Origin of the sequence: Acidisphaera rubrifaciens HS-AP3 (assembly GCF_000964365.1) — a bacterium.
Taxonomy (GTDB): Bacteria; Pseudomonadota; Alphaproteobacteria; order Acetobacterales; family Acetobacteraceae; genus Acidisphaera; species Acidisphaera rubrifaciens.
Genome location: NZ_BANB01000825.1, coordinates 1 through 4265 on the forward strand (window position 1 = coordinate 1; position 4265 = coordinate 4265).

A 4265-nucleotide genomic window follows, 5' to 3' on the forward strand; every position below is an offset into this window, starting at 1 on the left:
CGGCGCGATCGGGCCGGAGCTGGTCCACGAATGGCTGACCGCGATCCTGCTGCGCCACCCGGCGCTGCTCGCGGACGTGGCGCATGCGTACGAGACGGTGGCGCTTCCCGACGACCTGCGGCGGCTGCGCGGGCATCTGCTGGATGTGGCGGAGCGGACACATCCGCTTGACTCCACGGGCGTGATGAACCACCTCCGCCAAGTCGGAGCGGACGGAGCCGCGGCACAGGTTCTGTCCGACGTCCCGGTGCCGTTGCCGTCCTGCGCCCGGCAGGCGGCGATGCCGGCAGAGGCGGAGGCTGGTTGGTGGCATTATTTCGGCCTTCTCGACCCCCACCGCCTGGACGAGGAAATCGCGTCGGCGACGCGGCATATGAGCGAACGCTTCGACGATGCCAGCCAGCGACGGCTGATCGCGCTGCTGGAGGCCCGGCTGCGGCTGTTGCGCGAACCCGACGAGGCCGAGGCCTGATCCTGGCGCCTGCAAATCCTTACTGGAGTGCCTGACACGATGGCGACGAAGCCCGCCGCGGCCGGTGAAGCCGGCGCTGCCGAACAGGACGTGGATACCACCCTGCTGGACGTGCAGTCCGCCGCCGTCAAGCGGCTGCTCGTGCGCGGCAAGGAGCGCGGCTACATCACGTTCGACGAGCTGAACGCCGTCCTGCCGCCGGACCAGAATTCGTCCGAGCAGATCGAGGACGTGATGTCCAATCTCAGCGAGATGGGCATCCAGGTCGTCGAGAGCGAGGAACAGGAGGAGGCCGAGGCCGCGCCCAAGGCCGAGAAGGGCGAGGGCGAGGCCGAGGGCGAGGAGCAGTCCGGCAACGTCGACGAGGAAAGCCTCGGCCGCACCGACGATCCCGTCCGCATGTACCTGCGCGAGATGGGCAGCGTCGAGCTGCTGTCGCGCGAGGGCGAGATCGCGATCGCCAAGCGGATCGAGGCCGGCCGCGACATGATGATCAGCGGGCTGTGCGAAAGCCCGCTGACGTTCCGCGCCATCGTCAGCTGGCATGACCAGCTCAAGGCCGGGAAGATGCTGCTGCGCGACATCATCGACCTGGAGGCGACGCAGGGCGCCGGGGCGGCCGAGGCCGCCGGGCCCGAGGCGGCCGAAGGCGCCGACGGCGCGGCGTTCGAGGCGCCCGAGGAAATCGAGGTGGACGAGGACGGCGAGGGACCGGGCATGTCCCTCTCCGCGCTCGAGGAAAAGCTGAAGCCCGAGGTGCTCGCGACCTTCGAGGAGATCGAGGCGCAGTACAAGAAGCTCCAGAAGCAGCAGACCCGCCGGCTGGAGACGATGGTCGCCGGCGAGGAGATGAACGCCCGGTCGGAAAAGACCTATGAGAAGGCGCGCGAGGAGCTGGTCCGCACGGTCGGGCAGGTGCGGCTGCACAACAACCGCATCGAGGAGCTGGTCACGCAGCTCAAGCAGCTCAATCAGCGGCTGACGACGCTGGAGAGCCAGCTCGTGCGCATGGCCGACCAGAGCAAGGTGCCGCGCGACGACTTCATCAAGCAGTATCGCGGCAGCGAGCTGGACCCCAACTGGATCGAGCGCGTGAGCCGTCTGCCGGGCAAGGCGTGGAAGGCCTTCGTCGCCCGCCACATGGCCGACATCACGCAGACGCGCGAGCAGATCGGCGCCGTCGCGACCGAGGCCGGGCTGTCGATCGCCGAGTTCCGCCGCGTCTTCGCCACCGTCTCGCGCGGGGAGCGCGACAGCGCGCGGGCGAAGAAGGAGATGATCGAGGCCAACCTGCGCCTCGTGATCTCGATCGCCAAGAAATACACCAACCGCGGCCTGCAGTTCCTGGACCTGATCCAGGAGGGCAATATCGGCCTGATGAAGGCGGTCGATAAGTTCGAGTATCGCCGCGGCTACAAGTTCAGCACCTATGCGACGTGGTGGATACGCCAGGCGATCACCCGCTCGATCGCCGATCAGGCGCGCACCATCCGCATCCCGGTGCACATGATCGAGACGATCAACAAGCTGGTGCGCACCTCGCGCCAGATGCTGCACGAGATCGGCCGCGAGCCGGCGCCCGAGGAGCTTGCCGAAAAGCTCGGCATGCCGCTCGAGAAGGTGCGCAAGGTGCTGAAGATCGCCAAGGAGCCGATCAGCCTGGAGACGCCGATCGGCGACGAGGAGGACAGCCATCTCGGCGACTTCATCGAGGACAAGGCGGCGGTCATCCCGCTCGACGCCGCGATCCAGGCCAACCTGCGCGAGGCGACGACGCGCGTGCTGTCGTCGCTCACGCCGCGCGAGGAGCGTGTGCTGCGCATGCGCTTCGGCATCGGCATGAACACCGACCACACGCTCGAAGAGGTCGGACAGCAGTTCAACGTGACGCGCGAGCGCATCCGCCAGATCGAGGCCAAGGCGCTGCGCAAGCTCAAGCACCCGAGCCGCAGCCGCAAGCTGCGCAGCTTCCTCGACGACTAATACGGCCAGGCGCCGCCGCCATGGAGCCGTGCGTGCAGGTCGGCGTGACGGTCACGTTCCTGCGCATGGACATGCCGCCATGGCGGCCGGGGCCGGCGTTGCCGGCGGATGCGACGGTGGTGCGCGAGACGGCGCCGACCGTGCCTTTCTACCGGTTCCTGTACGATACGGTGGGCGCGGACTACCTGTGGTGGCTGCGCCGCGCCATGCCGGACGACGAGATCGCGGCGCTGCTGGCCGATCCGCGCATCAGCATCCATGTGCTGTATCGCGACGGGCAGCCGGCGGGGTTCTATGAGCTCGATGCCCGCGCCGCGCCGGACGTCAATCTCAGCTATTTCGGCCTGCTGCCGCACGCGGTGGGCACCGGACTGGGCACCGCCTTTCTGCGCCACGCCGTCGATGCCGCGTGGGCGCTGCGGCCGCGGCGGGTGACGGTCAACACCTGCAACGCCGACCACCCCCGCGCCCTGCCGGGCTATCTGCGCGCCGGATTCCAGCCGGTGCGCCGGCTGCGCGAGGTGTGGCCGGTGCCGTTGCGCCTCGGTATGCGTATCCCCGATCTCATGCCCGGTTAGGCGCGCGCCGGCCGATCAGGCGCAGACATCGTCAGCGTCGGACGTCAGGGACGGACGGGGGACAGGGTCTGGGGTGTCGGCATCGGATGCGCGGGCGTGGTCCCCGGCGCGGCGGCCGCGGGCGCGGGGGTGGCGGGGCTGTCCGGGACGGCGATGGTCACGTCCCCGTGCGCGACGGTCTGCACGATCTCGCGCCCGGCGGTGCGGAACTCCGTGCGGAGGGCCTCGTGCGTGTCGCGCGTCGCGTACAGCCGCACCTTCGCCTTGTTCGCCGCGTCGGTGTAGGTGAACAGCTCCACCGGCCGGCCGTCGAGCGTCGTGTCGCGGCAGGCAAGGTCCTGCGCTTCCTGCGCCCAGTCGATCGCGGCGATATGGGTGCGGAAAGTGGCGACGCGCTGATGCGCCGCCGCGATGCGGTCATGCGCCTCCTGATCCGGGACTTCCTGCAGCGGGCCGCCATGGCCGACCCACAGGCGCGTGGCGGTGGCCACCGTCTCGTCCACGGTGCCGCCGTGGCGCACGACGGCGCGCGAGCGATCGGGGGGCGCGCGTTCCATCAGCACGCTGCCGAGCACCTTGCCGGTGCGCAGGTCGGTGGTGATGGTCGCGGTGCGCGACGGCACGCTGTCCTGTTCGTCGAGGCTCTTGAGCTGCGCCGCGGACGCGGCCTTGAGGTCGGCGAGGCAGTCGGCGCGGGCGGCGCCCGACGCCGCGGCCGCGAGGCCGAGACACGAGGCCGTCGCCAGTCCAAACAGGGTCCGTCGCATGTCCCGCCGCCTTCCGTTCTGCGGCGCCGGGCTAGCGCGCGGACGCCGGAAGGGCAAGCACCCCTGCCAGGGCAAGTCCCCTCCGGCGTCACGCGCGCCGCGCACGTGGCGGCTACGCGCCGTGTGTCAGAGGCTGCGGTCGATCCACGCCTTGAGCTGGCTCTTGGGCACCGCGCCGACCTGTGTCGCGGCCTGCTTGCCGTCCTTGAACAGCATCAGCGTCGGGATGCCGCGCACCGCGTATTTGCCGGGGGTGCCCGGGTTCTCGTCGATGTTGACCTTCACGACCGTGAGCTTGCCGGCGTATTCGCCCGCGAGTTCCTCCAGCGCCGGGGCGATGGCGCGGCAGGGGCCGCACCATTCGGCCCAGAAATCGACCACGACCGGGCCCGGGGCCTGCAGCACGTCGGTCTCGAACGTGGCATCGGTGACGGCCTTGGTGTTCGCGCTCATCGGCGGATGTTC

The 4265-nt window shown here is 69.8% G+C and carries 4 protein-coding genes and 1 pseudogene; 3 read left to right on the top strand and 2 right to left on the bottom strand.

Annotated elements, in window-relative coordinates:
* The 3 genes and pseudogenes from B8460_RS22370 to B8460_RS18210 all read left to right on the top strand — a co-directional run.
* Nucleotides 1–472, top strand: a pseudogene (locus tag B8460_RS22370) (DNA primase); the annotation flags it as partial.
* Between the two features lie 39 nt (nucleotides 473–511).
* A complete protein-coding gene (gene rpoD / locus B8460_RS18205; RefSeq protein WP_048863038.1) occupies nucleotides 512–2455 on the top strand; it encodes an RNA polymerase sigma factor RpoD in 1944 nt (647 codons plus the stop codon).
* A gap of 20 nt (nucleotides 2456–2475) precedes the next feature.
* Nucleotides 2476–3033, top strand: a complete 558-nt coding sequence (locus tag B8460_RS18210) for a GNAT family N-acetyltransferase (protein WP_048863039.1) — start codon at nucleotides 2476–2478, stop codon at nucleotides 3031–3033.
* Between the two features lie 44 nt (nucleotides 3034–3077).
* Here the strand turns inward: B8460_RS18210 and B8460_RS18215 are convergent, their stop codons facing one another.
* Nucleotides 3078–3800 carry a hypothetical protein gene (locus tag B8460_RS18215; RefSeq protein ID WP_048863040.1) on the bottom strand — a complete coding sequence of 241 codons (723 nt, stop codon included), beginning with the start codon at nucleotides 3798–3800 and terminating at the stop codon, nucleotides 3078–3080.
* A gap of 126 nt (nucleotides 3801–3926) precedes the next feature.
* Nucleotides 3927–4253, bottom strand: a complete 327-nt coding sequence (gene trxA, locus B8460_RS18220; RefSeq protein ID WP_048863041.1) for a thioredoxin TrxA — start codon at nucleotides 4251–4253, stop codon at nucleotides 3927–3929.
* Nucleotides 4254–4265: the final 12 nt, after the last annotated feature.